At 69.4% G+C, this 24,485-nt stretch carries 20 protein-coding genes; 8 read left to right on the forward strand and 12 right to left on the reverse strand.

The window, feature by feature from the left end:
• Positions 1-56: 56 nt before the first annotated feature.
• Both R2B38_RS11675 and R2B38_RS11680 read left to right on the forward strand, forming a co-directional pair.
• Positions 57-1,790 carry an ABC transporter ATP-binding protein gene (locus tag R2B38_RS11675; RefSeq protein ID WP_318016167.1) on the forward strand — a complete coding sequence of 578 codons (1,734 nt, stop codon included), beginning with the start codon at positions 57-59 and terminating at the stop codon, positions 1,788-1,790.
• Entirely contained in the window at positions 1,790-3,718 is a 1,929-nt protein-coding gene (locus R2B38_RS11680; RefSeq protein ID WP_318016168.1) for an ABC transporter ATP-binding protein, read from the forward strand. The genes R2B38_RS11675 and R2B38_RS11680 overlap by 1 nt, the downstream gene beginning before the upstream one ends.
• 189 nt (positions 3,719-3,907) lie before the next feature.
• Here the strand turns inward: R2B38_RS11680 and R2B38_RS11685 are convergent, their stop codons facing one another.
• From R2B38_RS11685 to R2B38_RS11705, 5 genes are all read right to left on the reverse strand, one after another.
• Positions 3,908-5,218, reverse strand: a complete 1,311-nt coding sequence (locus R2B38_RS11685) for an RNA polymerase sigma factor (RefSeq protein ID WP_033284709.1) — start codon at positions 5,216-5,218, stop codon at positions 3,908-3,910.
• Between the two features lie 81 nt (positions 5,219-5,299).
• A complete protein-coding gene (dnaG, locus tag R2B38_RS11690; RefSeq protein WP_318016169.1) occupies positions 5,300-7,204 on the reverse strand; it encodes a DNA primase in 1,905 nt (634 codons plus the stop codon).
• A 38-nt stretch (positions 7,205-7,242) separates the two neighbouring features.
• Positions 7,243-8,517 carry an NAD(P)/FAD-dependent oxidoreductase gene (locus R2B38_RS11695; protein ID WP_318016170.1) on the reverse strand — a complete coding sequence of 425 codons (1,275 nt, stop codon included), beginning with the start codon at positions 8,515-8,517 and terminating at the stop codon, positions 7,243-7,245.
• Positions 8,518-8,610: 93 nt separating this feature from the next.
• Positions 8,611-9,954: a deoxyguanosinetriphosphate triphosphohydrolase gene (locus tag R2B38_RS11700; protein WP_318016171.1), complete on the reverse strand. Its 1,344-nt coding sequence runs from the start codon at positions 9,952-9,954 to the stop codon at positions 8,611-8,613.
• Between the two features lie 141 nt (positions 9,955-10,095).
• Positions 10,096-10,863, reverse strand: a complete 768-nt coding sequence (locus tag R2B38_RS11705) for a sirohydrochlorin chelatase (RefSeq protein ID WP_318016172.1) — start codon at positions 10,861-10,863, stop codon at positions 10,096-10,098.
• 220 nt (positions 10,864-11,083) lie between these two features.
• Between R2B38_RS11705 and R2B38_RS11710 the strand changes: the two genes are divergently transcribed.
• Positions 11,084-11,770, forward strand: a complete 687-nt coding sequence (locus R2B38_RS11710) for a vancomycin high temperature exclusion protein (protein ID WP_318016173.1) — start codon at positions 11,084-11,086, stop codon at positions 11,768-11,770.
• Between the two features lie 7 nt (positions 11,771-11,777).
• On the opposite strand, the gene R2B38_RS11715 is transcribed toward R2B38_RS11710, so the two are convergent.
• Positions 11,778-12,206 (reverse strand): gamma-glutamylcyclotransferase family protein, encoded by a 429-nt coding sequence (locus tag R2B38_RS11715; protein WP_318016174.1) that lies wholly within the window; start codon positions 12,204-12,206, stop codon positions 11,778-11,780.
• 145 nt (positions 12,207-12,351) lie between these two features.
• On the opposite strand from R2B38_RS11715, the gene R2B38_RS11720 reads away from it, so the two are divergent.
• The 3 genes from R2B38_RS11720 (at position 12,352) to R2B38_RS11730 (ending at position 15,554) form a co-directional block, all read left to right on the forward strand.
• Positions 12,352-13,995: a M4 family metallopeptidase gene (locus R2B38_RS11720; protein WP_318016175.1), complete on the forward strand. Its 1,644-nt coding sequence runs from the start codon at positions 12,352-12,354 to the stop codon at positions 13,993-13,995.
• A 104-nt stretch (positions 13,996-14,099) separates the two neighbouring features.
• The gene (locus R2B38_RS11725; RefSeq protein WP_318016176.1) at positions 14,100-15,029 is read left to right on the forward strand and encodes an aminoglycoside phosphotransferase family protein; all 930 of its coding nucleotides are present in this window, start codon (positions 14,100-14,102) and stop codon (positions 15,027-15,029) included.
• A gap of 24 nt (positions 15,030-15,053) precedes the next feature.
• On the forward strand, positions 15,054-15,554 hold the full coding sequence (locus R2B38_RS11730) for a GNAT family N-acetyltransferase (RefSeq protein ID WP_318016177.1): 501 nt from the start codon (positions 15,054-15,056) through the stop codon (positions 15,552-15,554).
• 165 nt (positions 15,555-15,719) lie between these two features.
• Here the strand turns inward: R2B38_RS11730 and R2B38_RS11735 are convergent, their stop codons facing one another.
• On the reverse strand, positions 15,720-17,261 hold the full coding sequence (locus R2B38_RS11735) for an MFS transporter (protein ID WP_318016178.1): 1,542 nt from the start codon (positions 17,259-17,261) through the stop codon (positions 15,720-15,722).
• Between the two features lie 149 nt (positions 17,262-17,410).
• Between R2B38_RS11735 and R2B38_RS11740 the strand changes: the two genes are divergently transcribed.
• Positions 17,411-18,142 carry a TetR/AcrR family transcriptional regulator gene (locus tag R2B38_RS11740; RefSeq protein ID WP_318016179.1) on the forward strand — a complete coding sequence of 244 codons (732 nt, stop codon included), beginning with the start codon at positions 17,411-17,413 and terminating at the stop codon, positions 18,140-18,142.
• On the opposite strand, the gene R2B38_RS11745 is transcribed toward R2B38_RS11740, so the two are convergent.
• From R2B38_RS11745 to R2B38_RS11760, 4 genes are all read right to left on the reverse strand, one after another.
• A complete protein-coding gene (locus R2B38_RS11745; RefSeq protein ID WP_318016180.1) occupies positions 18,139-18,771 on the reverse strand; it encodes a hypothetical protein in 633 nt (210 codons plus the stop codon). The two genes, R2B38_RS11740 and R2B38_RS11745, sit on opposite strands and share 4 nt — an antisense overlap.
• Positions 18,765-20,333: a hypothetical protein gene (locus R2B38_RS11750; protein WP_318016181.1), complete on the reverse strand. Its 1,569-nt coding sequence runs from the start codon at positions 20,331-20,333 to the stop codon at positions 18,765-18,767. Before R2B38_RS11750 ends, R2B38_RS11745 begins: the two co-directional genes overlap by 7 nt.
• A gap of 14 nt (positions 20,334-20,347) precedes the next feature.
• Positions 20,348-21,811 carry a hypothetical protein gene (locus R2B38_RS11755; protein WP_318016182.1) on the reverse strand — a complete coding sequence of 488 codons (1,464 nt, stop codon included), beginning with the start codon at positions 21,809-21,811 and terminating at the stop codon, positions 20,348-20,350.
• Positions 21,812-21,910: 99 nt separating this feature from the next.
• On the reverse strand, positions 21,911-23,053 hold the full coding sequence (locus tag R2B38_RS11760) for a hemopexin repeat-containing protein (protein WP_318016183.1): 1,143 nt from the start codon (positions 23,051-23,053) through the stop codon (positions 21,911-21,913).
• Positions 23,054-23,236: 183 nt separating this feature from the next.
• On the opposite strand from R2B38_RS11760, the gene R2B38_RS11765 reads away from it, so the two are divergent.
• Complete coding sequence (locus R2B38_RS11765; RefSeq protein WP_318016184.1) at positions 23,237-23,503, forward strand: hypothetical protein; 267 nt, start codon at positions 23,237-23,239, stop codon at positions 23,501-23,503.
• Positions 23,504-23,610: 107 nt separating this feature from the next.
• Here the strand turns inward: R2B38_RS11765 and R2B38_RS11770 are convergent, their stop codons facing one another.
• Positions 23,611-24,204, reverse strand: a complete 594-nt coding sequence (locus tag R2B38_RS11770; RefSeq protein ID WP_318016185.1) for an NAD(P)H-dependent oxidoreductase — start codon at positions 24,202-24,204, stop codon at positions 23,611-23,613.
• Between the last annotated feature and the right edge of the window lie 281 nt (positions 24,205-24,485).

Genomic DNA, 24,485 nt, shown 5'->3' on the forward strand with positions numbered 1-24,485 from the left:
TAGGGGCGAGGGGGCACACCGCCCGCCCTCCACCCGCCGACTCCGAGAGACCCAGCGTGCTCATACGACTTCTGCGGACCTATCTCAGGCCCTACAGGAAACCCATCCTCCTGCTGGTGCTGCTGCAGTTTCTGCAGACCTGCGCCACCCTCTACCTGCCCACCCTGAACGCACACATCATCGACAACGGTGTGGTGAAGGGGGACACCGGCTACATCCTGTCGTTCGGCGCCCTGATGATCGGGATCTCGCTGGTCCAGGTCGTGTGCAACACGGGTGCCGTCTACTACGGCGCGCGCACCGCGGCGGCCGTCGGACGGGACATCCGGGGTGCCATCTTCGACCGGGTGCAGTCGTTCTCGGCCCGCGAGGTCGGCCAGTTCGGCGCGCCCTCGCTGATCACCCGGACGACCAATGACGTCCAGCAGGTCCAGATGCTGGCCCTGATGACGTTCACCCTGCTGGTGTCGGCGCCGATCATGTGCGTCGGCGGGATCATCCTGGCGCTCGGTCTGGACGTGCCGCTGTCCGGGGTGCTGATCGCGGTGGTGCCGACGCTCACCATCTGCGTGACGATCATCGTGCGGCGGCTGCGGCCGCTGTTCCGGGCCATGCAGGTGCGGCTCGATGCGGTGAACCGGGTGCTGCGCGAGCAGATCACCGGCAACCGCGTGATCCGCGCCTTCGTCCGCGACGAGTACGAGAAGGACCGGTTCCGCAAGGCCAACAGCGATCTCACCGAGATGCAGCTGAAGACCGGCAACCTGCTCGCGCTGATGTTCCCCGTGGTCATGACGACCGTGAACCTGTCGTCGATCGCCGTCGTCTGGTTCGGCGCGCATCGCATCGCCAGCGGCGGGATGCAGATCGGTGATCTGACCGCGTTCCTCGCCTATCTGATGCAGATCGTGATGTCCGTGATGATGGCCACCTTCATGTTCATGATGGTGCCGCGCGCGGAGGTCTGCGCCGAGCGCATCGAGGAGGTCCTCGACACCGAGAGCAGTGTCGTGCCGCCGGTGGCTCCCGTCTTCGAGCTGCGCCGGCACGGGCATCTGGAGGTCCGCGGGGTCGGGTTCTGCTACCCGGGCGCCGAGGAACCCGTACTGAAGTCCATCGACCTGGTGGCCCGCCCGGGCGAGACGACGGCCGTGATCGGCTCGACCGGCAGCGGAAAGTCCACCCTTCTGAGTCTGGTCCCGCGCCTGGTTGACGCGACCGACGGCGAGGTCCTCGTCGACGGTGTCGATGTGTCGACCATCGACCCGGTCCTGCTGGCCAAGACGGTCGGCCTGGTCCCGCAGAAGCCGTATCTGTTCGCGGGGACGGTGGCGACCAACCTTCGCTACGGCAATCCCGACGCGACCGACGAGGAGTTGTGGCACGCGCTGGAGGTGGCGCAGGCCAAGGGTTTCGTGGAAGGACTCGAGAACGGGCTCGACTCCCCCATCGCACAGGGCGGCACGAACGTCTCCGGCGGTCAGCGGCAGCGGCTCGCGATCGCCCGGACGCTGGTGCAACGGCCGGAGATCTACCTCTTCGACGACTCCTTCTCCGCCCTCGACTACGCGACCGACGCGGCGCTGCGGGCGGCGCTCTCGCAGGAGACCGCCGAGGCGACCGTCGTGATCGTGGCGCAGCGGGTGGCGACGATCAGGGACGCGGACCGGATCGTCGTACTCGACGAAGGTCGGGTCGTGGGGACGGGCCGCCATCACGAACTGATGGCGGACAACGAGACGTACCGGGAGATCGTTCTCTCCCAGCTCACGGAAGCGGAGGCTGCCTGATGGCCGGGCCCATGGGGCGGATGATGGCCGGGACGGGCCCAGACGCCCGTTCGATGGACTTCAAGGTGTCCGGCAAGCGGCTGATCGGCCAGTTCAGGCCGGAGCGGCTGACCATCGGCATCCTGCTGGTGTGTGTGGTGATCAGCGTGGGGCTGAACGTGGTGGGGCCGAAGATCCTCGGCAACGCCACCGACCTGGTCTTCGCGGGGATCATCGGGCGGCAGATGCCGGCCGGGACGACCAAGGCGCAGGCCCTCCAGGCGATGCGCGACCGGGGCCAGGGTTCGGTCGCGGACATGCTCAAGAGCACGGACTTCACCCCGGGCAAGGGCATCGACTTCACCTCGGTGGGGCATGTGCTGCTGCTCGCGCTGGGCACGTTCATGGTGGCCGGGCTGCTGATGGCGGTGGCGACCCGGATGGTCAACCGGGCGGTCAACCGGACCATGTTCCGGCTGCGCGAGAGCGTGCAGACGAAGATGTCGCGCCTCCCGCTGTCGTACTTCGACAAGCGCCAGCGCGGTGAGGTGTTGTCTCGCGCGACCAACGACATCGACAACATCGGCCAGACCCTCCAGCAGTCGATGGGCCAGCTGATCAACTCGCTGCTCACGATCATCGGCGTCCTCGCGATGATGTTCTGGGTGTCCTGGCTGCTGGCGCTCGTCGCGCTGGTGACCGTGCCGCTGTCGTTCCTCGTCGCCACCCGCATCGGCAAGCGCTCGCAGCCGCACTTCGTGCAGCAGTGGCGCTCGACGGGCAAGCTCAACGCGCACGTCGAGGAGATGTACACCGGCCACACCCTGGTGAAGGTCTTCGGCCGCCAGGACGAGTCGGCGAAGCTGTTCGCCGAGCAGAACGACGCGCTCTACGAGGCGGGCTTCAAGGCGCAGTTCAACAGCGGGGTCATGCAGCCGCTGATGATGTTCGTGTCGAACCTCAACTACGTGCTGGTGGCGGTGGTCGGCGGCCTGCGGGTCGCGTCGGGCTCGTTGTCCATCGGTGATGTGCAGGCCTTCGTCCAGTACTCGCGCCAGTTCTCGATGCCGCTGACGCAGGTCGCGTCGATGGCGAACCTGGTGCAGTCCGGCGTCGCCTCGGCGGAGCGGATCTTCGAACTCCTCGACGCGGAGGAGCAGGCGCCGGACCCGATGCCGAGCGAACGTCCGGAGGAACTCCGCGGCCTGGTCGCCCTGGAGCACGTCTCCTTCCGCTACGACCCCGACAAGCCGCTCATCGAGGACCTCTCGCTGACGGTGGAACCGGGCCACACGGTCGCGATCGTCGGCCCGACGGGTGCCGGCAAGACGACTCTCGTGAACCTCCTCATGCGGTTCTACGAGGTCTCCGGCGGGCGTATCACCCTGGACGGCGTCGACATCGCGCGGATGTCCCGGGACGAACTCCGGTCCGGGATCGGCATGGTGCTCCAGGACACCTGGCTGTTCGGCGGTTCCATCGCGGACAACATCGCGTACGGGGCCTCTCGCGAGGTCACCCGGGGCGAGATCGAGGAGGCGGCGCGGGCGGCGCATGCCGACCGGTTCGTCCGTACGCTGCCCGAGGGCTACGACACGGTGATCGACGACGAGGGTACGGGCGTCAGCGCCGGTGAGAAGCAGCTCATCACCATCGCGCGGGCGTTCCTGTCGGACCCGACGATCCTGGTCCTCGACGAGGCGACGTCCTCCGTCGACACCCGTACGGAGGTGTTGATCCAGAAGGCGATGGCCAAACTCGCCCACGGCCGCACGTCGTTCGTGATCGCACACCGGCTCTCCACGATCCGGGACGCGGACACGATCCTGGTCATGGAGAACGGCTCCATCGTCGAACAGGGCGCGCACGCCGATCTGTTGGCGGCGGACGGGGCGTATGCGCGGCTGTACAAGGCACAGTTCGCGCAGGCGGTGGCCGAGGTGGATTAGCGGTTGTTGTTCGACTGACGGCCGGTGGGGGCTGGTCGCGCAGCTCCCCGCGCCCCTAAAAACCCGGGACGCGCCCTGTTCTTTCAGGGCCGCGCAGGTCTCCGCGGCCCTACAAACCCGGGGCGCGCCCTGTTCCTTTAGGGGCGCGGGGAACTGCGCGGCCCGCCCCCACCGGGCCCGCACCCGGCATCAGTCCAGATAGCCCCTCAGCTGATCCGCAAAAGCGTGATCCCGCAGCTTGTTGAGCGTCTTCGACTCGATCTGCCGTATCCGCTCCCGCGTCACGCCAAAGATCCGCCCGATCTCCTCCAGCGTGCGCGGGCGGCCATCCGCAAGCCCATACCTGAGCTGTACGACCTTCCGCTCCCGCTCCCCCAGCGTCGACAGCACAGCCTCAAGGTGCTGCCTCAGCAACAGGAACGCCGCCGACTCCACGGGACTCGTCGCGTCGCCGTCCTCGATCAGGTCACCGAGGGCAACGTCGTCCTCCTCCCCCACCGGCGCGTGCAACGAAACCGGCTCCTGGGCAAGGCGGAGCACCTCGCTGACGCGCTCCGGCGCGAGGTCGAGGTGGTCGGCCACCTCTTCCGGCGTCGGCTCGTAGCCGCGCTCCTGGAGCATCCGGCGCTGGACGCGCACGACCCGGTTGATCAACTCCACGACATGCACCGGGACGCGAATCGTGCGGGCCTGGTCGGCGAGGGCGCGGGACATGGCCTGGCGGATCCACCAGGTCGCGTACGTCGAGAACTTGTACCCGCGGGCGTAGTCGAATTTCTCAACTGCCCTGATCAGGCCGAGGTTTCCCTCCTGGACGAGGTCGAGCATGGTCAGCCCGCGCCCCACGTACCGCTTGGCAACGGAGACCACCAGCCGCAGGTTCGCCTCGATCAGGCGGCGCTTCGCCATCCGGCCCATGACGACCAACTTGTCCAGGTCGAGGGCGAGTTGGCTGTCCAGGTCGGTCGCGCCGCCGAGCTTCTCCTCGGCGAACAGACCGGCCTCGACACGGCGGGCGAGGTCGACCTCCTCGGCCGCGGTGAGCAGCGGGATCCGGCCGATCTCGCGCAGGTACTGGCGGAACAGGTCCGAGGAGGGTGCGCCGTTGTCGGCGGCGACCCGGCCGCGGGGCCGTGCCTCGGGCTCGGGGGCCTCGGCGGTCTCCACCGCTTCGGCCGTCGGTTCTTCGAGCTCGGGCGGGCTCTCCGGGTCCGCGGTCTCGGGGTGGTGCGCGGCACGGCTCTGCGGAGGGACGGTCGCGAGGACATCGGTCTCCGCTTCCGCTTCCGCGCCGTCCGTCGTGCTGGTCTCGGTCTGGTCGAGGGTCTGGGTCTGCACGGGGGCGACCTCCAGGATGATCGCTGCCAGGGGGTACGGCAGCGGTACTTCAGGGGCGGAGACGACGGCCTCGCCGCTGTCCGTCCCGTACTCGATGAGCGGAACCGCGGGGGTGAAGGACCCGCTGGGGACGGATCGGCCGCGCTCCGAGGACTCAGGCACCGGAACCCAGTGTGGAGTACGACACATCGCCGCCACGAGGGGCGTGCGGTGACTTTTTGAGTCCGTTCCGTGACTACGTGCTCAGAGCGCTGTGGCGCCGTGCACCTGGAGTGCCTGGTCGTACTGCTGAAGTACCCACAACTCGTTCTGCACTGCGGCCAGTTCGGCGGAGTCGCCGTGGCTGCCGAGGCGGGTGAGCGTGCCCTGGATGTCGCCGATGCGGCGCACGACGGCTCTTCGGCGGACGGTGACGAGCTGCTCGCCCGCGTAGTTCTCGTCGACCGTGCGGCGCATGATCGCCTCGACGGCCAGCTCGGTGACCATCGCGCGGACCGCGTCGTCCGGTGCCGCCTCGCGGACCCGGACGAGATAGTCCTGAGCGTCCTGGAGGCCGTACTCGGCACCGCCCGCCTCGATGATCGCCTCGCGCACGGCGGCGTAGGGCGGGGCGGTGAACTCGTCCACGCCGTACGCGTCGAAGGCCGGGGAGACCAAGTCGGGGCGCTGGAGCGCGAGTTTGAGGAGTTCGCGCTCGGTGGCGAAGACCGGGTTGCGCAGGGTGAGGGCGGGGCCGCCGGTGGGGGTGCGGGGGGTGGTGTCGTACGGCTGCTGGGCGGCGCCGCGTGTCGGCGCGGGGCCCTTGCCGCCGCGGTCGCGGGCCCAACGGGCCAGCTGGGCAACGCGCTTGACCACGAACTGGGTGTCCAGGATGCCGAGCATGCCGGCGAGCTGGACGGCGACCTCGTGCTGGGCGCCGCTGTTCTTGATGCGGGCGACGATCGGGGCGGCCTCGTCCAGGGCGGCGGCGCGGCCCGCAGGGGTGTCGAGGTCGTAGCGGACGACGATCTGGCGGAGGGCGAACTCGAAGAGCGGGGTGCGGGGTTGGACCAGGTCGGCGACCGCTTCGTCGCCCTTGGCGAGGCGTAGCTCGCAGGGGTCCATGTTGTCGGGCGCGATGGCGATGTACGTCTCGGCGGCGAACTTCTGGTCGTCCTCGAAGGCGCGCAGGGCCGCCTTCTGGCCGGCCGCGTCGCCGTCGAAGGTGAAGATCACGCGCGCGCTTCCGTTGTCCATCAGGAGCCTGCGGAGGATCTTGATGTGGTCGGTGCCGAAGGCCGTGCCGCAGGTGGCGATCGCCGTCGTCACCCCTGCCAGGTGGCAGGCCATGACGTCCGTGTAGCCCTCGACGACGACCGCGCGGGACGACTTGGCGATGTCCTTCTTCGCGAGGTCGATGCCGTAGAGGACCTGCGACTTCTTGTAGATCGCGGTGTCGGGCGTGTTGAGGTACTTCGGGCCGTTGTCCGACTCGTAGAGCTTTCTCGCGCCGAAGCCGACGACCTCGCCGCCGATGTCGCGGATCGGCCACATCAGGCGGCCGCGGAAGCGGTCGATGGGGCCGCGGCGGCCCTCCTGGGCGAGGCCGGAGAGGAGGATCTCCTTGTCGGTGAACCCCTTGCCGCGGAGGAAGCGGGTGAGGTGGTCCCAGCCCTGCGGGCTGTAGCCGACGGAGAAGTGCTCGGCGGCGGACTGGTCGAAGCCGCGCTCGGCGAGGAACTTGCGGCCGGTCTCCGCCTCGGGGCTGACGGCGAGCTGCTCCACGTAGTAGTCGGCGGCGACCTTGTGGGCCTCGACCAGGCGGATGCGCTCGCCGCGCTGGTGGGCGGGGTTGTACCCGCCCTCCTCGTACCGCAGGGTGATGCCGGCCTGGGCGGCCAGGCGCTCGACCGACTCGGAGAACGTGAGGTGGTCGACCTTCATCACGAACGTGATGGTGTCGCCGCCCTCCTGGCAGCCGAAGCAGTGGAAGAGACCCTTGCTGGGGCTGACCTGGAAGGACGGCGACTTCTCGTCGTGGAAGGGGCAGAGACCCTTGAGGTTGCCACCGCCCGCGTTCCGCAGCTGGAGGTACTCGGACACCACGGCGTCGATCGGGACCGCGTCCCGAACCGCCTTCACGTCCTCGTCGTTGATCCGTCCTGCCACGCGTGAATTCTACGGGGCCGGACTGACAGCAGTGACGACTAGGAGCTCTTGGCGCCCAGGCTGTCCAGCGGAACGTGTGGGTCCGCGAGGGCCTCGGTGTCCACCTGGGCCCGGGAGCGGATGAGCTGCTGGATGGGCTCTGTGACGTCCCACACATTCACGTTCATCCCGGCCAGCACGCGGCCCTCCTTCATCCAGAAGGCGATGAACTCCCGCTTGCCCGCGTCTCCCCGGATCACCACTTCGTCGTAGGAGCCCGGGGGCGCCCAGCCGGAGTACTCCATACCCAGGTCGTACTGGTCGGAGAAGAAATAGGGCACGCGGTCGTAGGTGACGTCCTTGCCGAGCATCGCGCGGGCCGCCGCCGGGCCGCCGTTGAGGGCGTTCGCCCAGTGCTCCACCCGGAGGCGGGTGTCGAACAGGGCGTGGTGGAAGGCGGCCACGTCGCCGGCCGCGTAGATGTCGGGGGCGGAGGTGCGCAGCCGTTCGTCGACCGCGATGCCCCCGCCGTGCGCGCGGTCGGCCAGCTCCAGACCCGCCGCCTCGGCGAGCGCGGTGCGCGGGGCCGCGCCGATCGCCGCGAGGACGTCGTGCGCCGGGTGCTCCTCGCCGTCGTCGGTGCGGGCGGCCAGCACCATGCCGTCCTGGCCGATGATCTCGGTGAGCTTGGCGCCGAAGTGGAAGCGCACGCCGTGCTCGGCGTGCAGGTCGGCGAAGAGCTGGCCCAGTTCGGGTCCGAGGACGCCGTGCAGCGGCGTCTGGGACGGTTCTACGACGGTGACCTCCGCGCCGTACTCCCGGGCCGCCGCGGCGACCTCCAGGCCGATCCAGCCGCCGCCGGCGATCACCAGATGGCCGTTGTCCCGGCCCAGCGACGCCAGCACGTTCTTCAGGCGCTCGGCGTGCGAGAGGCGGCGCAGGTGGTGGACGCCCGCGAGGTCCGTGCCCGGGATGTCGAGGCGGCGGGGCTCGGAGCCGGTGGCGATGAGCAACTTGTCGTAGCGGACCAGGGTGCCGTCGTCTCCGAAGCGCACCGTCTTCGCCGTACGGTCGATGGCGTCGACGGTCTGGCCGAGGTGCAGCTCGATGTCGTTCTGCGCGTACCAGGCGGGTTCGTGTACGAAGACGCTGTCGCGCTTCTCCTTGCCGAGGAGGTAGCCCTTGGACAGCGGCGGCCGCTCGTACGGGTGGTCGCGTTCGTCGCAGATCAGTATCACGCGGCCGGTGAAGCCCTCCGCTCGGAGCGTCTCGGCCGCCTTGGCGCCGGCCAGGCCTCCTCCGATGATGACGAACGTCTGATCCGCGTCGACCACTTGATGCCTCCTCGTAAGGGTGCCGCCATATGCGAGCGTCCCGCACGCAGTGTGATGCGGGAAGGGGGTGTGGCCCGATCAGGCCACGGAGGGTCACATTCGGGCTTGTTTCGCGTCACTGTGCCCCAGAGACGTGAGATGCGCGTGAAGAGAACGCGCCGACGCGTCCGTCAGCGAGGCGATCTGATCCACGATCACCCGCTTGCGGGCGCGGTCGTCGGCCGCCTCCTCGAACTGCGCGCGGAACTGCGGCTCCAGTCCGTCGGGCGCGCGCGTCGTGAGCACCTCGGCGAGTTCGGCGACGACGATCCGCTCGTCGGCGCGGATGCGCTCCTGCTCCGCGCGCTGCATCACGTACCGGTCGGCGACCGCCTTGAGGACCGCGCACTCCAGCCGTGCCTCGTGCGGTACGACGAGTTCGGCGTCGTAGCGGGTGAGGCGGCCGGTGCCGTACGCCGCGCGCGTGGCGGACTCGGCGGCCAGGCAGAAGCGGCCGATGAGCTGGCTGGTGGCGTCCTTGAGGCGGGCCTGCGCCACGGCCGAACCGTCGTAGCCGTGCGGCCACCACTCCTGGTCCTGGAGCCGGTCCAGTGCCTCGGCGAGTTCGTCGGGGGCCGTGTCGGCGGGGACGTAGCGGCCGATGGCGACCTTGAAGATCTCCTGGCGTTCCGGTTCTGCGTGCAGGCAGTTGGGGTCGATGTGGCCCGCGTGCAGGCCGTCCTCGACGTCGTGCACCGAGTACGCCACGTCGTCCGACCAGTCCATCACCTGGGCCTCGAAGCACGTGCGCGTGCCGGGGGCGCCCTTGCGGACCCAGTCGAAGACGGGTCTGTCGTCCTCGTAGACGCCGAACTTGGGGGACTTGGGGTCGGTGGGGTGCGCTCCGCGCGGCCAGGGGTACTTGGTGGCCGCGTCTAGGGCGGCGCGGGTGAGGTTGAGGCCGACGCTCACCATCTCGCCTGTCGTGTCGCTTCTTACGAAGCGCTTCGGTTCGATGCGGGTGAGGAGTCTCAGGGATTGCGCGTTGCCCTCGAAGCCGCCGCAGTCGTCGGCGAATTCGTTGAGTGCCTGTTCGCCGTTGTGGCCGAAGGGGGGATGGCCCAGGTCGTGGGAGAGGCAGGCCGCTTCGACGAGGTCGGGGTCGCAGCCGAGGGCTGCGCCGAGTTCGCGGCCCACCTGGGCGCACTCCAGGGAGTGGGTCAGGCGGGTGCGGGGGCTGGCGTCCCAGGCCTGGCTTCGGGTTCCTGGGGTGACGACCTGGGTTTTGCCCGCGAGGCGGCGTAGGGCGGCGGAGTGGAGGATTCGGGCGCGGTCGCGTTGGAAGGCGGTGCGGCCGGGGCGTTTGTCGGGCTCCGGTGCCCAGCGGGCGACTGACGTGGGGTCGTAGGGGTGGGGGGCTGCTGTGCGTGTACCTGCGGTGCCTGCTGTGCCTTCCATGCTTCGACAGTAAGCGGCGGTAGTGACAATTCGGGAGTTGCGGGGCGCCTATGCGTTTGCCGGGTGCGGTTTGGGGGCGGGTGCGTTGTGGCTGGGCGCGCAGTTCCCCGCGCCCCTAGGTTGGCTGCCCCTGCCCGTGTATCAAGCTGAGGCCAACTCCGGTGCCGTGCTCGCCCTCGTCACCATCATCTGGTCGTAGCGGTGGAGGACCAGCCTCGCCATCGCGGGGTGGGCTCCCAGGGGGGCCGATGCGATCCAGGGGGCCTGTTCCGCGCACTGGGTCGCGAAGCGGCCCAGAGCCGTGAAGCAGGACGCCACCGCCACCCTGTGGTGGCCTTGGGCCGTGAGGGCGCGGATCGCCTCGGGGACCGTGGGTGTCGCCGCTGAGGCGTAGGCCGGGATCACCGGGACGCCCAGGCGGGTGGCCAGGAGGCGGGCCGTGCGGGTGGTGTCCAGCTTCGACTCCGGGTCCCGGGAGCCTGCCGCGGCCAGGACCACCGCGCTCGCCCTCCGGGTCCTTGTGGGCCAACCCGCCTCCACCAGGCGGTCGTAGAGGGTCTCCACGAGGAGGGGGTGTGGGCCCAAAGGGGGTGCCACGCGCGTGTGCGCGTGGGCCTGCGCTGCCATCTCCGGGATGTCCCGCTTGACGTGGTAGCCGCGGGTCAGGAGGAGGGGGACCAAGACCGCCTCCGGGGTGGGGAGTTGGGCGAGGGTGTCCGGGAGGAGCGGCTCGTTGAGTTCGATGTGGCCCAGGTGGACGGAGAGGGCGGGGCGGAGGTCGCGGACCCGGTCCGCGAGGGCTCGTACGGTGTTCAGGGCCCGGGGGTCGCGGCTGCCGTGGGCCACCAGGACGAGGGCGGGCGTACTGCCGAGGGGGGATTCCTCGCGAGGTGGGATCGACGCCGTCATGGAGTGATGGTGGCAGGGGGAGGTTGCCACCCCGTTGCACTGGAATCACGGGGCTTTTCCGGGGGTTCACGGTGGGGTGCCGGGGTGTGTGAGGCGATGTGACCTGGTGTTTCCGGGTGCACAGTGAAGGCGGTCACACTGCGGGCGGCGAACCGTCGCGGGTCACGGCGCGTCTGTGACTGTCGGAACCGAACGCGGAGGGGCCCCCTTGATACGTCTGATGCGCCGCCTGAGGCCCCGTCGGCCGCGCCTGCCACGCACGCGTGCGGGATGGCGGCAGCTCGTGCAGGTGGTGGCCGCCGGGTGTGTCGTCGCGCTGCTTCCGGCGACCTGGCTGTGGGTCGTGACGGCGGACCGGCTCGGGAGCGTCCAGGACGCGCCGCGCACCGATGTCGCCGTGGTGTTCGGTGCCGGGCTGTGGGACGGCGAGCCGTCGCCGTATCTCGCGCACCGGCTGGACGCGGCGGCGACGCTGTACCGGGAGGGGCGGGTGAAGGTCGTCCTGGTGACCGGCGACAACAGCCGCAAGGACTACGACGAGCCGGACGCGATGCGCGTCTACCTGGCGAAGCACGGGGTGCCACGCGCGCGCGTGGTGACCGACTACGCCGGTTTCGACACCTGGGACTCCTGCGTCCGCGCCAAGAAGATCTTCGGCGTCGACAGGGCCGTCCTCATCAGCCAGAACTTCCACATCCGGCGGGCGGTCGCGCTGTGCGACGCGGCGGGGGTCGACTCGTACGGCGTCGGTGTCGACGAATCGCACAACGTGACCTGGTACTACGGCGGCACCCGCGAGGTGCTGGCGGCGGGCAAGGCGGCGCTGGACCTGGTGTTCCATCCCGATCCGCACTTCCTCGGGCCGAAGGAGAAGGGCGTCACGCGGGCGCTGGCCTCCGCCGACTGAGGCCTCTTCACCGGCGGTTGAGCCAGTCGCCGCCCTCAATCAGCTTGCCGTGGGTGCGGAGGCGGGCGGTGACGGCGGGGGCGGCGAGGTACACCCAGGCGCGGACGGACGTGCCGTCGGCGTCGCGGGTCACCCGGCGTTCGACGCGTTCGTAGAGGTTGGCCGGGTCGCCGGGGGCGTAGTCCTCAAGTCGGTCCAGTTCCCGGAGGAGTTGGGGGTGGGCCTCGGGGCGTGCGGTGACGAGTTCGCCGACGATCACCGAGCCGGGGGCCCCGACGGCGTACGGGTAGCCGGGGCCGTCGTAGAGGGCGGCGTCGTGGAGTCGGGCCCGTTCCTCGGAGGCCGTGCGGCCGCGCAGGAAGAGGTCGTGGTTGGGCTCGCCGGGGCGGAGGGTGCCGTAGACGAAGAAGGGGAGGGGTGTCGAGGGCGTCGCCATCGCTCTCCTTGGGGGCGGGAGTCCGGGGGCCGGTAGCCGGGAAGTCTTTGCACGCGCTATGGACATGACATGTCATGGGCCCTTTAAATCTCATTCAACATCAACGCAGCCCCCACGCCCCCCACTTGCGTTCTTGAGGAGACCCATGAGTCGGACACGGCACATCCGAGGTTCCCGTCTCGCCACGGCCGGTGTCGCCGCCGGCGCCGCGACCCTGCTGGCCGCCACCCTCGCCCCCACCGCCCACGCGGCCGACCGGCCGTCCCGGACCACCGCGATCGCGAACGCCGCGTCGGCGCTGGTCGCCCATGCCGCGGGCTTGGGTCTTACGGCCGCGGAGGACACGTCGGTTCGCGATGTGATCGTCGACGCGGACGGCACCCAGCATGTCCGCTACGACCGGACGTACCGTCAACTCCCGGTACTCGGCGGTGACTTCGTCGTCCACCTGGCCCCGAACGGCAGTTACCGGAGCGCCGACCGCGCGACCCGGAGTTCCATATCCCTGCCGTCCGTGGCGCCGAAGGTGGCCGCTCCGAAGGCGGCGGACCTGGCGGTGAACGCGCTGCGGGCGGCGAATCTCGGTGAGGCGCTGAAGGGGGTAACGGCCAAGCCTCAGCTGATAGTTGACGCCCTGCACGGCGCTCCGAAGCTCGCCTGGCGGACGAACGTGGTCGCCAAGGACTCGCTCGGCAACCCGGTCGCCCGCACGGTGCTGACCGACGCCCGTACCGGCGCCCAGATCGACGCCTGGGACAGCGTGGAGACGGCGACGGGTGACGGGCAGTCGCTGTACAGCGGGACGGTGCCGCTGGAGACGACGCTGTCGGGATCGACGTATCAGCTCAAGGACGCGACGCGCGGCGGGACTTACACCGGTGACGCGGCGAACAAGACCGACCTGTGCATCCTCGGCATCTGCATCAGCCGCGCCCCGTCCACGGTGTTCACGGACGCCGACAACCACTGGGGCACGGGAGCGAGTTCGGACCGTTCGACGGCGGCGGTGGACGCGCAGTACGGCACCGACGAGACCTGGGACTACTACAAGAACGTCCACGGCCGGAACGGCATCGCGGGCGACGGCAAGGGTTCGTACAACCGCGTCCACTACGGCAACAGCTACAACAACGCCTTCTGGGACGACAGTTGCTTCTGCATGACGTACGGCGACGGTGACGGGACGCAGCTCGGTCCGCTGGTGGCACTGGATGTCGCCGGGCACGAGATGACGCACGGCGTGACGTCCAAGACGGCCGCGCTGACGTACTCGGGCGAGTCCGGCGGGCTCAACGAAGCCACCTCGGACATCATGGGCACGCTGGTGGAGTGGTACGCCAACAACTCGTCCGATCTCGGGGACTACTTGATCGGCGAGAAGATCGTCCGGTCGGGATTCGGCAAGGCCGCGCTGCGGTTCATGGACCAGCCGTCCAAGGACGGGAATTCCGCGGACTGCTGGAGTTCGTCGGTGGGGAATCTCGACGTGCACTACTCGTCGGGCGTCGCCAACCACTTCGCGTATCTCCTCGCGGAGGGCAGCGGCGCGAAGACGATCAACGGCGTCAGCTACAACTCCCCCACCTGCAACAGCTCTTCGGTGAGCGGAATCGGCCGGGACAAGCTCGGGGCCATCTGGTACCGGGCGTTGACCGTCTATATGACGTCCTCGACGAACTACGCGGGGGCCCGGACGGCGACGCTCAACGCGGCGAAGGACCTTTACGGGGTGGGGAGTTCGGAGTACGCCGCGGTGGGGGCGGCGTGGAGTGCGGTGAGTGTGGGGTGAGTTGAGGCCGAGGCCCGGGGTCGGCCGTTCGGCGGAGTTATGCCGTGGCGACGGCCGGGCGGCGCTGGCTAGGCTCCGGTGCCGCCTCACAGACCCGGAGACCCATGTCCGCCAGCGCCAGGATGCACGCCGACGAACTCGACATCGACGCGGAGCTGGTGCGTGGGCTGATCGCCGAACAGTTCCCGGACTGGGCGGAGTTGCCAGTCACGCGGGTCGCCTCGGCCGGGACCGACAACGCGATGTACCGGCTGGGCGAGGACATGGTCGTACGGCTCCCCCGACTCCCGGGCGGGGCACGGCAGATCGAGACGGAACAGCGCTGGTTGCCGCGTATGGCACCGCACTTGCCGCTGTCCGTGCCGGTACCGCTGGCGATGGGTGAGCCGGGGCGGGGGTACGGGCTGCGGTGGGGGGTGTACGGCTGGCTGGACGGGGCCGACGCGTACGACTCGCCGCTGACCGAACCCGCCGACGCGGCAGCCGAGTTGGGGCGTTTCGTCGCCGCGTTGCGGCGGGTGGACGTGGAGGGCGGGCCGGTGTCCTTCCGGGGCGGCCCGCTCGGTCCGCAGGACGCGGACGTCCGCAAGGCGATCGAGGACCTGGGCGCCGACGGCACCCACGACCCGGCCCTCGCGACGGCGGCCTGGGAGCACGCCCTCGCCCTCCCCCAGTGGGAGGCCGCCCCCGTCTGGCTCCACGGCGACCTCCTCCCAGGCAACCTGCTGACCGGGGCCGGCCGCCTCACCGCGGTCATCGACTTCGGCTGCCTCGGGGTCGGCGACCCGGCGGCGGACGCGCTGCCCGCGTGGGCCCTGTTCTCCGCCGGGACGCGTGAAGTGTTCCGCGAGGCGGGCGAGTTCGAGGATGAGGTCTGGGCCCGGGGGCGGGGGTGGGCGTTGTGCTTCGGGCTGGTGGCGGAGCACTACTACCGGGGCGGACGGAATCCCGTGTTGGCGGGGGTGGGGCATCGGGCCGTGCGGGAAGTGCTGGAGGAGTTCGGGGCACGTCGCCGGTTCATCGGATCGACATGACAGATCACGACAGATACTGACGTCATGACTGATCAACACGAGGTCTCCATCGTCCGTCGGGCCGGCCGGACCCTCTCCGCCGAGGACGGACTGGGCGCGTTGCTGACGGCGTACCACCTGCGGACGGAGGCCGAGAAGGGGAAGCCCGTCGCCGACGTGGACGCGCTGCCGGACCGGTACCGGGCGGAGATCTCGGACCCTCGGACCGCGTTCGCCGACGATGTGGTGCTGGTGGCGCTGAGCGGGAACACGGCGGTGGGTTGTCTGGTGGTGACCGCTCCCGTCGACGGGCGGTCGGAGATCAAGAGACTCTGGACGGACCCGGCGCACCGAGGGCGGGGCATCGCGTCCGACCTGCTCGGTGCCGCGCTCGCGCAGATCACGGAAAGCGGCGCGCGCGCCGTACGGTTGTCGGTGTGGAGTTGGCGGACCGGGGCGATCGCGCTGTACGAACGGCTCGGCTTCGCCGGCACCGGGTCGTGGGACGAACGGGATCAACTGGTCTGCATGGAACGGGCCTTGTGAGTCGAGCCGTACGACGCCCAACTCGCACCACACGGCCTTGCGGGCGCTGCGCCAGGCGGGCGGCCAGCGGGCAACGATCCAGTAGCCGACCAACACGACAAGGCCGCTGCCCGCGGTGGGCAACGACCCTGTCGTCCAGAGGAGTTGGGGGCTGAGGGGCTTAGGTCAGGCGGCCAACTCCCGTTCCCCCAGCTCCCCTTGGGCCTCCGGCACCGTCTCCCCCCGCGCCCCGTCCCGCATCACCACCGCCGCCAGCACTCCCGCCGCCACCACCCCAACCGCGCTGACCATGAAGGTCGTTGACATGGCGTGCGTGAACGCCTCCCGGGCCGCCCGGACCAACCCCGCGTCCCCGTGCGCCGCCGCCAGTGCCCCGCCGATCGAGTGGCGGGCATCCTCGGACGTACCGGAGGGCATCCCGTCGGCGAAGCCGCTCGACAGGAGGGAGCCGAGGATCGCGATGCCGAGGGCCGTACCCGCTTGCTGGATGGTGTCGTTGAGGGCCGAGCCGACGCCCGCCTTGTCCTCCAGGATCGTGCCCATCAGCGCGCCCACCGCCGCCGGCATCGCGAGGCCCGCGCCCAGGCCGAGGAGGCCGAGCGCGACCGCCGGGACGGTGAAGCCCGTGTCGGCCGTGACCGTCGTAAGCAAGGCGAAGGACGAGGCCATCACCAGCATGCCCGCCAGGATCAGGTACCGATGGCCGTACCTCGCCGTGAACTTGGCGCCCGCCGCGTTGCCGACCAGCGCGGTGACCGCCAGCGGCACGAAGGCCAGGCCCGCCTTGACCGGTGAGTAGCCGAGCACGAACTGCAGGTACTGGGTGAGGACCAGCAGCAGGCCGCCGTTGCCTATCTGGACCAGGGTCAGGGAGAGCGAACCGCCGCTGAAATTACGGTGCTTGAAGAGGACCAGGGGGACCATCGGGGTCGGGGTCACGTTCTCCCAGACCACGAATCCGGCCAGCCCCGCCACCGCCACCGCGAGGGTGACCAGGCCCCGGCCCGCGAACGCCCCGTGCTGCGGGATCTCGATGATCCACCAGATCAGGGCCGTCATACCGACCGCCGACAGCACCGCACCCAGCGGATCCGGCTTCTGCCAGGGGCCCTTGGACTCCGGCATCAGCGTCACACCGGCCACCAACGCGAGCGCTACGACCGGCACATTGAGGAAGAAGATGGAGTGCCACGAGAAGTGGTCGATCAGGACGCCGCCGAGCACCGGGCTGCCGACCAGCGCCAGCATCGACACCGAACCCCAGGCCGCCATCGCCTTCCCGCGTTCCTCCGCGTCGAAGACCGTGATGAGGATCGAGAGCGTCGACGGCATGACCAGCGCACCGCCCACCCCCATCGCCACCCGCACGGCGATCACCTCGCCGGGATTCGTGCAGAACGTCGCCGCCAGTGACGCCGCACCGAAGAGGACCAGCCCGATCAGCATCACCTTCCGGCGGCCGAAGCGGTCGCCGAGGCTGCCGGAGGTCAGCAGCAGGCCGGCGAAGACCAGGATGTAGGAGTCGAGGATCCACTGGGTGTCCTGGGCGCTCGCCCCGATGCTCTCGGTCATCGACGGGACCGCCACGGTCAGCGCCATGCTGTCGACCACCAGCACCAGCGAGCTGAGGCACAGCACGACGAGGATCCACCAGCGCCGGGGGTTCCGGGTTTCCGTAAGTGCTTCCGGGTGACTGCGACTGCCCATGACTGCTTCCTCTGCTTCCCTCGTCGGCCTGCGTACACCGTTCCTTCGATGCGAACACTGTACGCATAGCGGAACAGCGTGCGCAATCCCTGAACTCTGTACGCTGGATGCGAACGACGTACGCACGGCCCGCGCGAAGGAGACCCGTCATGGCCGCCAGGACCACGCCGAACCCCATCCCCTCCGTGTGGGCCCGTGAGCAGCGCGCGGCCGACCAGCCGGCGCTCAGCAGGGACGCGATCGTGCGCGAGGCGATCGCGATGCTGGACACCGACGGCATCGAGGCGCTGAGCATGCGCAAGCTCGGCGCCCGCCTCAACGCCGGCGCGACCTCGCTCTACCGGCATGTCGCGACCAAGGACGAGCTGATGGAACTGGCCGTCGACGAGGTCGCCGCCGAGATCCACGTCCCGGCCGCGGACACCGCCGACTGGCGCGCCGCCGTCACCGAGGCCGCCGCCTCCTTCCGTACGACCGCGCTACGGCACCGCTGGCTGTCCTCGGTGCTCGGGCAGGCCGGGCTCGCCTACCTCGGCCCGAACCTCATGTCCTTCACCGAACGGCTCGCCGCGCTGTTCACGACCGTAGGATTCCCCGAGCCGAGCGGCGCGATCGACGCCGTGCTGTCGTACACGATCGGGATGAGCACGACCGAGGCCGCCTGGCTGACCACGGTCGCGCGGTCCGGCGGGACCGAGGCCGAGTTCATCGCCCGGCTGATGCCGGCCGCCCAGCAGGCCGCCGCCGGTCACGCCCATCTCGCCGGTTCCTACGCCGAGTCGACCGTCACGAGCACCGATCCGGTGACCCTGCGCGACGGTAAATTCACCTACGGCCTCGATGTCGTCCTGGACGGGCTGTCGCTACGACTGACCCGTTAAGCCCCTCCCGCCAGGTCGGCCGTCTCCAGGTACACCTCCGCCAGCACCTGCAACTCCGTTTCCCCAGTGGTGAGTTGCTCGCCCGGGCGGAGGCGGCCGGCCAGGTCGTTCGGGCGGTTCGGGATCGTCACCAGGTGCGCCGCCGTCTCCGCCGCGGCGCCCGACGCCAGCCACTCCCCCGCGAGTTGAGCGGTCAGCACCTGGTCGAAGTCCGGGGGACGGATGAGGGCGTGGGTCAAGTAGAGCTGTTCGCGGCCGAAGAGGACGTAGCGGAGGGGCGCCGGTTCACCAGTGGGCTCGGTCGGGTGGCCGACGTACAGCCGCTCCTCGATCGCCACCCTCACCTCCCCCTGCAGCTCGCCGTCCCTCCCGAAGCGGCCGAAGTAGAGGTCGGCGGGGAAGGTCGCGCCCGGCTCAAGGTCCTTGAGGAGGAGGGTTATTGGGCTGATCGTGAACAGGGCCGACGTACCGTAGCGCTTGCGGGCCGTGCGGTAGGTGTCCGTGTCCAGGGTCACCCGCAGGACCGCCTGGTAGTCGTACGGCGCGGTGAACGTGGGCATGTGGACGGCGTACACCGTGTCCGTACCGAGCAACACGAGGCCGTGCACGGCGAGTTCGGGGGTCACCATGTCAGTGCCGGGTCAGGGTCCGGGCTCTTCGGCAGCTGTCTGCACACGAACCCCGCGAGGAACACGTCCTCCGGTGCGGTGACGCTGCTCTGCATCGCGGAGGTCGCCTGCTGGTAGGCCACCCAGCGGAGTTGGAGGTCGTAGCCGTACTGGACCACCTGCACCTTGGCGAAGCGGCCCTCCGTCGTGCGTACGGCGAACACGTCCCCGGTGACCAGTTGGTTGCTCGCGTTCGGGTTGCCGGTGAGGGGGGTGCTGCCGTAGGTGAGGGTCGAGAGGCGGTGGCCGTCGAAGGCGTCGTAGTCGACCTGGCCGAGGTTGACGATTCCGGCGTGGGAGCTGGGCACCAACTGGGCGGTGGTCTCCGTCATCCACTCCCACCAGAGGTCGGCGGTGTTCATGTCGCCGCCCGCGATGCCGTTGTCGAGGTCGAGGGTCCAGGTGCCGTGGAGGGTGGTCTCGCCGGGGGTCTCCGTGTAGCCGACGGCCTGGCGGATGAGTTCGATGTTGCGGGCCAGGGCGACCGATTCGACGTAGGACGGGCAGCGGCCCTGCGGTGGGGTGGCGCCGTCGCTCAGCGGGGCGACGCCTGACGAGAGGCGCCAGGCGCGGGAGCCGAAGAGTTCCATCGGCGGGTCCAGCCAGGGGCGGATCACGGACACCACGCGGTATTCGAAGGCCAGGGAGAAGACCGTGTCGTCGGTGGCCCGGTCGCCGAACGCCGACCGGAGTTCCGCCGGTGCCTGGGCGGCCAGGGTGCGGAGCATGTCGTCCGAGAGCACGACTCTCGACCAGGGGTCGTCCAGCGCGCCGTCCGGTGAGTAATAAGTGGGCGCGAAACGCGTGCCGTTGGGGGCGGTCGTGTACTGGTCGGGGAGGTTCGGGTTGAAGGTGTCGCGGTGCCGTTTCCAGATGCTGGAGGGGGCCTTCGAGGCGAGTTCGGAGGTCTCGCGCAGGGCGTCCTCGACCTCGGCCTTGTGGCCCGCGGTCTGCCAGGCGTCCATGGCGTCGTCCCTGGCCTGGCGGAGCCGGGGTTCGTCGACGTGGGTCCAGTGGTCGCGGGCTGTCGGGTCGGTCGACATGGCAGCCGCTTGTTCCGCCTGGTGGTAGTCCGTGTCGGCCTGGAGCCACGCCTGGCGGGCCGTGCGGTAGTCGCGCAGGGCGGCCGAGGGGACGAAGACTCCGTCGGCGCCGGTGTCGTAGAGGTAGGCGACCGCCTTGTCGTAGCGCTGGTGTTCCTCAGGGGTGAGGGTGGAGCCGGCGAGGTCGGCGCCGAGTACCTCGCCGTAGATTCCCCACAGGTGGACGGTGGACGGGGGTGCCCAAGTGGGTTGCGTGGGGATCCTGTTGACGAGTTCGCAGAACTCGGACCAGACCGTGGCCCGGGGCGCGTCCAACGCGCCGCCGAAGCGGAACATGCTGTCCTGGTAGACGATCGGCGTCACGGGGACGCTCACCAGGTGGTCGGGGTCGGTGAGCAGGTTCCGGAAGTACGCGCCCAGGCCGAACATGGCCGCCGCGTCCACCGGGGACGCGGCCCACACCGCTGCGGTGTCGTTCATGACCGGCCGCCGCCCTAGACGAGTTGGTCGGGGTCGAGGCCGTCGAGCAGGTTCGGTGTCTTGTCCAGCAGGTGGTTGACGAAGCCGATGATCTGCATGCCAGGGACGGTGATGGTGGCGCCGTCGTTCTCGGAGTGGAAGTGCTGGTCCGACTCGGAGTGGCTGTAGCTGCCCTTCACGGTGAACGGGCCCCAGCCGACACTCGCGTTGACCGACACGGAGCTCTGGTGGGTCTGCAACGCCTGGGCCAGCGAGGCGGAATGGATGGTGAGGTTCCTGATGAACAGGGCCTGGAGCGGATAGCCGATGAAGCGGCCCTGGGGCGGGTTGCCGCCGTCGGACGGCATCTGGTCGTAGTTCCAGCCCTGCCCCTGGCGCAGGTCCCAGCCGCGGTTCTCCAGGAACTCCGGGTAGAACCAGGGCCGTACGACCTGCACCTGGGCCATCTCGAAGGACATCGAGAAGTCGTCGACCTGGTAATTCTCGCTGTAGTCCTGGGAGTTGGAGGTGACGCCCGAACTCGCGCTCCACAGGCCGAAGTTCAGTCCGCCGCCCGCCGACCAGGACGTCGTCTCGTAGTGGCTGTGGGAGTCCACCATCTGGTGGTACATCGAGTACGCGGTCCAGCCGTTCGAGGACGCGAAGTCACCGGGGACGACCGTCGTGTAGTAGAAGGACTGGCCGGGGCCCAGCGCGTTGGTGTTCGCCTCCTCGTAGAAGCGCTCCAGGTTGCGCTTCCACAGCAGCATCGACTTCTCGGTGGTCTGGTCGATGTAGGCGTTGATCTCCTCGACCTCGTTGCGGTACCCGCTCGACGTCCAGTCGTCCATCGCGGCGGCCACCTGCATCGAGTACAGCTGCGCGTTGGCCGCCCAGTCCGCGACCGCCTGCTTGCCGGACTCCCCGATGGCGGCCTGAGCGGCGATGCGCTTGTTGTTGTACGACAGCGCGGCCGTGACGTAGGCCTGCATGCACGCCTTGTAGGCCTTGAGCATGGGGCTGTCCTCGGTGACCTGCTTCTCCTGCTCGGTGACGATGTCCTTCACCGTGCGCGTCACCCTCAACAGGCCCCGGAACCGGTCCAGTTTGGCCTTCTGGTCGTCGCTGAGCTGATCGTCGACGACCTTGGAGAACTTGAGGATCTGGCCGTAGATCTCGCTCAGCCGCGCGCCGCTCGCGTTGCGCCACACCCCGTCCTGCCGGTCCGACGAGTACGCCGAGGTCACGTCCGGGATGAAGTCGATGAGCGAGGAGAAGTTGTACGCCTGCTGGAGCAGGAGCTTGTCCTCCGCCGCCGTGGCGCCGGTGCCGATGCCCTGCGCGGCGAACGCGAAGTCCGCCTCCTGGTACGGCAGTCCGGGCATGCACCAGGTGATGAAGCTGGACTTGGCCGGCGGGACGCTGCCGTCGCCGCCGGTGAGCACGTTGTACATCTGGTCGCGGAACGTCCGCCCCAGATCCCCCAGTTGGTATCCCATGACCCCGTCCTGCCCGGGTCATATGACACCTATACGGCGACTTCGGCCTGTTCACCCGGATAAGTGAACCCTGCGCACGTGGGGCGACTTCGACGCGGCTCAGGCGGCGGCCTCGATGCTCCGCATCACCGACGCGAGGGAGTCGTAGTAGTTCGTGGCGGTCGCGTACCCCGCGTCCGCGACCGCCCTCGCGAAGGCGTACGGGGCGTCGGTGTGCTCGAACGCGGGCGCGTAACGGGCGTTGTTCCGGAGGTAGTTGCCGTGGGCCGTGAAGGACTCCTCGGGGGTCACGTAGACGCGGAACCAGTCGCGGACGACGTACAGGTACTTGCCGTCCGGGCGCTGTGTCACCGAGATGACCTCGGGGAACTGCACGTCGGGGCGGTCCAACACCTCCTGGGTCCGCAGCAGTTGACGTCTCTCGGGCGGGTCGCTCGCCTTCGCCTTGATGCCGAAGAAGTTGTTGCCGGGGGCTGCCGTGCCCCAGCCTGATTCCAGCGCCGCCTGGCCGAGCGTGACCAGTGCGGGGACACCGGTCGCCGTTTCGCTGGCGGTGGCGAACTCGCCGTAGGAGAGCCGGAATTGAGCTGCCCTGCTCGAACTCGGCGGCGAACTCGGTGGCGTGGTGGCCGCGTTGGACCAGATCGCGTCGTAGGGGCCGGTCAGGCCGGGCCACTGGTCGGCGGTGGTGAGCGGGTAGCCGTCCTCCTGCTTCTTGGTGTGCCAGTCGATGGCCACGTACTCGGTGCCCTTGAAGAGGTACGCCCGGCCGTTGCCGGGGTTGAGCGCGCCGTCGATGCCGTCGCCGATCCAGTCTGCGGTGACGCCGCTCCAGCCGTCGGCGATCGGCTTGGGGTAACCGGGGTCCTGGCGGTCGGCGGCGATGTCGTAGCGGACGTACTGCGGGCCGCTGAAGAAGTAGAGCTTTCCGTCGGACCAGTTCATGACCGCGTCGACGGTGTCGAAGGAGAGGCCGGACCAGTTGTCGCGGGTGGTGAGGGGGTAGCCGTCGTCGACGGTCTGGGTGGCGAACGGGATGCGGACGTACTCCGTGCCCCGGAAGACGTAGAGATGGTCCTGGCCCAGATCGACGGCCGCGTCGACGCCGTCCTCCCAGCCGGACGGCAACCCGCCCCAGGCCGCGCCCAGTTGCCAGTCCTGCGCCGGGTCGGCCGCGTCCGCGTCGATGTCGTACGTGGACACGGTGGCCCCGACGGTGAAGTACGCCTTGTCCACACTCATGCCGGGATGCATGCTCCGGCGGTGCGGTTCTTATGGCGCGGTTCGGGGTCCCGTTCGAGTGAATCATCGGGTGATCCACGTGGCGTCATGGAGGTGGCACCACGTTTCCAGTGATCGTTTAGGGGTTGTCCGGCCCGACGTGCCCGTTTTCCGGCGCGTCATCCAGAGATCATTGGAGTAGTCATGCGTATGCGTTCCGCCCTGACCACGTCCGTCCTCGCCGTCGGCATCCTGCTCGGTGGCGCGGGTGCCGCCCTCGCCCACGACAACGGCCCGTTCCCCCACGACGACGGCGCGCTCGTCCAGGGCACCGGCTCGCAGGGCTCCGGGCACGTCGACAACACCATGTTCGCCGGTGTCATCGACCACGTCGGCCCCGTCTACTCCTCGACCACCAAGACGGACCACGACTGGGACCGTGGCACGTTCGAGGGCGTCTTCGGTTTCTGACACCTCCCCGTGGTGGTGTGAAGGGGCGGCCGACAAAAGTCGGCCGCCCCTTTTTTCGTTGGATCCTTGTTCTCATTGGACCCTTGTTCTCGTTGGATCCTTTCTCGTCAGACCAACGGCCGAACCTGGCGCGCGTCCTTCAACGCCCTTCCCCACCAGACCAGTTGGTCCAGCATCGCCTTCGCCGCCGCGTCCGGGGCCGACGGGTCCTTGAGGCGGCCGTCGTCGTCGAAGGACGCGCCCGCGTTGTGGAAGGAGACGGTGTCGCGGACCGTCACGGCGTGGAGTTCGGCGAAGACCTGGCGCAGGTGCTCCACCGCGCGCAGGCCGCCCGCGAGGCCGCCGTAGGAGACGAGGGCGACGGGCTTGGCGCGCCACTCGGTGAAGTGCCAGTCGATCAGGTTCTTGAGGCCGGCCGGGTAGGAGTGGTTGTACTCGGGGGTGAGGACGACGAAGGCGTCGGCGGAGGACAGTTTCGGGGTGATGCCGGCGAGTGCGGTGGTGGCCTCCGGGGTCGGGGCGAGGGTCGTGGGCAGGTGGCCGGTGTCGGCCACGTCGACGACCTGGAGGGTGAGGTCGGGGTGGTCGCGGACGTGGGTGAGGAGCCAGTCGGCGACGACCGGGCCGAAGCGGCCGTGGCGGTTGCTGCCGATGACGACGGTCACGGTGAGCGGCTGCGTGGGGGTGATGTCGGTGTCCATACGGGCAGCGTCGTACCTCAACCATTCTTGAGGTCAAGGGCGGCCGGCCCCGGCTTCGCCGGCGGTGACCGGTCACCCGTTCACACGCGCGGCTTGCGCTCTTCGGGTTCTTCTCCGGGACGGATTTCGGCGTAACCCGTCGTACCGCTATGACCTGCTGAAACAGCGTCGAGAAGGCGTGTCTGAGGCTCTTTCTGACACCCATTCACCGCAATTCTGACGCTCGCTCAGGAAGCGGGCTCGGCCCGGTGCCACTTACCTCGGAAGGGCAGCCAACCACA

The sequence above is a fragment of the Streptomyces sp. N50 genome, assembly GCF_033335955.1.
In the GTDB taxonomy this organism is placed as follows: Bacteria; Actinomycetota; Actinomycetes; order Streptomycetales; family Streptomycetaceae; genus Streptomyces.

Bases quoted from the DNA above. Each gene is read 5' to 3' on its own strand.
- R2B38_RS11750 (WP_318016181.1), bottom strand. From the start codon at position 20,333: ATGAACGACACCGCAGCGGTGTGGGCCGCGTCCCCGGTGGACGCGGCG.
- R2B38_RS11760 (WP_318016183.1), bottom strand. From the start codon at position 23,053: ATGAGTGTGGACAAGGCGTACTTCACCGTCGGGGCCACCGTGTCCACG.
- R2B38_RS11770 (WP_318016185.1), bottom strand. From the start codon at position 24,204: ATGGACACCGACATCACCCCCACGCAGCCGCTCACCGTGACCGTCGTC.
- R2B38_RS11680 (WP_318016168.1), top strand. From the start codon at position 1,790: ATGGCCGGGCCCATGGGGCGGATGATGGCCGGGACGGGCCCAGACGCC.
- R2B38_RS11725 (WP_318016176.1), top strand. From the start codon at position 14,100: ATGTCCGCCAGCGCCAGGATGCACGCCGACGAACTCGACATCGACGCG.
- R2B38_RS11715 (WP_318016174.1), bottom strand. From the start codon at position 12,206: ATGGCGACGCCCTCGACACCCCTCCCCTTCTTCGTCTACGGCACCCTC.
- R2B38_RS11745 (WP_318016180.1), bottom strand. From the start codon at position 18,771: ATGGTGACCCCCGAACTCGCCGTGCACGGCCTCGTGTTGCTCGGTACG.
- R2B38_RS11740 (WP_318016179.1), top strand. From the start codon at position 17,411: ATGGCCGCCAGGACCACGCCGAACCCCATCCCCTCCGTGTGGGCCCGT.
- R2B38_RS11755 (WP_318016182.1), bottom strand. From the start codon at position 21,811: ATGGGATACCAACTGGGGGATCTGGGGCGGACGTTCCGCGACCAGATG.
- R2B38_RS11730 (WP_318016177.1), top strand. From the start codon at position 15,054: ATGACTGATCAACACGAGGTCTCCATCGTCCGTCGGGCCGGCCGGACC.
- R2B38_RS11735 (WP_318016178.1), bottom strand. From the start codon at position 17,261: ATGGGCAGTCGCAGTCACCCGGAAGCACTTACGGAAACCCGGAACCCC.
- R2B38_RS11705 (WP_318016172.1), bottom strand. From the start codon at position 10,863: ATGACGGCGTCGATCCCACCTCGCGAGGAATCCCCCCTCGGCAGTACG.
- R2B38_RS11710 (WP_318016173.1), top strand. From the start codon at position 11,084: ATGCGCCGCCTGAGGCCCCGTCGGCCGCGCCTGCCACGCACGCGTGCG.
- R2B38_RS11720 (WP_318016175.1), top strand. From the start codon at position 12,352: ATGAGTCGGACACGGCACATCCGAGGTTCCCGTCTCGCCACGGCCGGT.
- R2B38_RS11700 (WP_318016171.1), bottom strand. From the start codon at position 9,954: ATGGAAGGCACAGCAGGCACCGCAGGTACACGCACAGCAGCCCCCCAC.
- R2B38_RS11765 (WP_318016184.1), top strand. From the start codon at position 23,237: ATGCGTATGCGTTCCGCCCTGACCACGTCCGTCCTCGCCGTCGGCATC.